A 3,507-nucleotide genomic window follows, 5' to 3' on the forward strand; every position below is an offset into this window, starting at 1 on the left:
TATTAATATTGCATTAGGTGGCAAAGTACCAAAGGATATTATAAGAACAGGCGCTGATTATGCATTGGTAGAGTTAGTTTTTCAAGTGGAAGATGCAAATTGTATTGCATCATTAATTGAACTGAATGTACCATTGCAAGATAATCAAGTCATTATATCTCGTAAAATTATGAACGGTAGAAGTATAAGTAAAGTGAATGGAGAAATTGTCCCAACATCACTGTTAAAAGACATATCAGCATTATTAATTGACATTCATGGACAGCATGAGCATCAATCATTGATACATAAAAGAACACATCTGAATATTCTTGATCGATATGCGAAAGATGAAATTAAAGATTTAAAGGAAAAGGTTGGACAGTCGTATCATATTTATCGTAATGTATTAAATGAGCTGAATGAGGCTGTTGTTGATGAAGATAAGAGAATAAGAGAAATCTCTTTTTTGGAATATGAGATTAATGAGATAGAAACAGCAAGGTTAAAAGAAGGAGAAGAGGAAGAACTAACAAAGCGATATAAGAAATTATCGAATGCAAATGCGATTGTAGAAGGTTTATCGAATGTATATCAACTCACTGGGAATGATGATATGGGTTCTGTTTCTTCTTCGGTTGGACAGGCATCGAAGATATTATCCAAACTAGAAAGCTATGATAAAGAGATGGTTCAATTTACAAGCTATGTGTCAGATCTTGAAGATATGGTTCGAGAATTTAACAGAAATATAGCGGACTATCTTGAAGAAATGAACGTAGATCGCGAAGAATTGAGTACAACAGAAGAAAGATTAGATTTTATTCATAATTTAAAATCAAAATATGGGAATACTATTTCTGATATACTAAAGTATTGTGAAGATGGTAAAGTGCGATTAGAAAAATATTTGGATTATGATAATTATATCAATCAACTAAAAAAGAAAGTTGAAATTGGACGTACTAATTTAGAAGATTTATCGTATCGCTTATCAGAGATAAGAAAACGAAATGCAAGTAAATTATCATTAGATATAAAAGAAGCATTAATTGATTTGAATTTCCTTGATGTACAATTTGATATGCGTTTTTCTGCATTATCTGATTTTTCTTATAATGGAATTGATGACGCTGAATTTTTGATTTCTACAAACCCAGGAGAAGACATGAAACCACTTGGTAAAATTGCTTCAGGTGGTGAGTTATCAAGAATCATGTTAGCAATTAAATCAATTTTAGCAAATAATGATTCCATTGAGACACTGATTTTCGATGAAATTGATGTTGGAGTAAGTGGAAGAACCGCTCAAAAAGTTTCAGAAAAACTTGCGTTAATTGCAAAAAATCATCAAATTCTTTGTATTACACACTTGCCTCAAATTGCTGCTATGGCAGATGAACACTATATTATTGAGAAAAGAGCGAATGAAAGTAGTACGATGACAGAGATTCGACAGTTATGCGAGGAAGAGTCAATTCAAGAGCTTGCAAGAATGTTGAGTGGAGCGGAATTAACGGATACAGTAATTGAGAATGCAAAAGAAATGAAAGAATTGGCAAGTAACACAAAAAAATACTAGGGTTATTATTGAGAAATCACATATACTAATCACATAAAAAGAGACAAAGGTTGATGAAAAGACAACAGGAGTGAGAGGTGTGATTTCATGTCTAGTAGAAAACAGATTTACAGAGGTATATTAATAATACTAGTTTTTTTTGATTTGATGGTTGTTTTAGACATGGGAATAAGGAAAATGGCATCAAATATACCGAGTAATATACGTGTTCTTGTGGGCACAGAAGAAATATTCGATTTTGCTCTTCCTGTTGAAGGTGATTTTGAAACAGAGCAAGTTGGCGTTTTTCATATTGATAATAAACAGAATCTGGAGAATAAGATTCATATTAACTTGAATAAGCCGTTCTCGATTCAATCTTCTTGTCCGGGTGCGTATACTGTAGATTTGAAGCTATTTGGGAAATTTACATTAAAAAAAATAAACCTTGATGTTATAGAGAGTGTTGAGGTGATCCCGTCTGGTATGCCAATTGGAATCTATGTTAATACAGATGGAGTTCTTGTTTTGGGAACTGGTAATGTTACGTGTAGCGATGGAATGAATTATGAGCCTGCCTTGAATATATTAAAAAGTGGTGATTACGTCGTTGCAATAAACGATACACCGATATCAACTATTGATGATGTAATGGAGTGTGTTGACAAATCAAATGGAGATAGTATGGAAGTTTCTGTTCGAAGAAATAGTGAGATTATAAAACTGAAAGTAACACCTGTTAAAAGTGTAGATGGAGATTTTAAGATGGGTGTTTGGATTCGTGAAGATACACAGGGTATTGGAACATTGACATATACAACGACAGATAATAAGTTCGGTGCACTTGGACATCCGATTACAGATATGGATACAGGTACTATATTAGAGATTAAGCAAGGTGCGATTTATACAACGCAGATTATTGATATTGTCAAAGGAAAGGCAGGAGAACCAGGGGAGATACTTGGTGTTATTAATCAAAGTGCTAAGAATAAGTTAGGAACAATTGACTCGAATACAACGCAAGGTATCTACGGGGAATTAGATAATAACAGTAATAAAATAAAAGAAGATAATGTAATGGAAATTGGATTAAAGCAAGATGTGAAATTGGGAAAAGCATACATTCGGTGTATGGTTGAAAAAGAAATAAAGGAATATGAGATAGAGATAGAAAAGATCAATTTGAATCCTTCTGCTGAGAATAAAGGTATGGTTATTCGTATTACAGATAAAAGATTGTTAGATGTGACGAATGGAATTATACAAGGGATGAGTGGAAGTCCAATTATTCAAGATGGAAAATTAATAGGAGCAGTCACACATGTATTTATTCAAGATTCAACAAAAGGCTACGGCACCTTTATAGAAAATATGATAATCAATTCTAAATAGCCATAAGAAAAGTAAAAGAGATATCCAATAAAAGGTAAAAAAGAAAATCATTAATCGACGATAATCTTACTTTTTTACAAAATTGTTAAGTCTCAATTAACGAAGATGCAAATACATTGTGTTTGCATCTTTGGCTTTTGTAGGAAAACTTAACCTATATCACTACAATGATAAACAATATGGTCGGTTATTGTCGATAAGAAATGTTTGAAATATTGTAAAAATATGGATATAATTTTCCTGTGGTTAAAAATAATGAATATAATTGATTTCTAACAATAGTTGTAAAAATACTAGGAAAGCACTATAATAATAATTTATAATACTAAAATATTGATAATGCAACAAAAAATTACAAACAGTGGGAAATTTTTGTTGACATTATTAGGCAAATTAAGGTATAATCGTGGTGACAGTATTTTTATAATGTGAGTAAGGTTGCTGAATAAGTGGCAGCAATCTTGAGAAAAGAATCAGTTAGAATTGGGAGGACTTTTTTATGGGTAAGATTACGGTAGCTATTGTTGATGACAACGAAAGAATTGTAAATCTTCTTGATGATATTTTGAAAG

The 3,507-nt window shown here is 31.8% G+C and carries 2 protein-coding genes; both read left to right on the top strand.

The genetic code is table 11. The features are described 5' to 3' along the window. Positions 1–1,561 (top strand): DNA repair protein RecN (recN, locus tag RMR19_RS12325; protein ID WP_310603789.1); only part of this gene is annotated, 1,561 nt, incomplete at its 5' end. Positions 1,562–1,648: 87 nt separating this feature from the next. After that, positions 1,649–2,935, top strand: coding sequence for a SpoIVB peptidase (gene spoIVB, locus RMR19_RS12330; protein ID WP_310603790.1), 1,287 nt, complete (start codon positions 1,649–1,651; stop codon positions 2,933–2,935). Positions 2,936–3,507: the final 572 nt, after the last annotated feature.

This window comes from Anaerosporobacter sp., assembly GCF_031551385.1.
Lineage (GTDB): Bacteria > Bacillota > Clostridia > Lachnospirales > Lachnospiraceae > Anaerosporobacter.

Bases quoted from the DNA above. Each gene is read 5' to 3' on its own strand.
- spoIVB (WP_310603790.1), top strand. From the start codon at position 1,649: ATGTCTAGTAGAAAACAGATTTACAGAGGTATATTAATAATACTAGTT.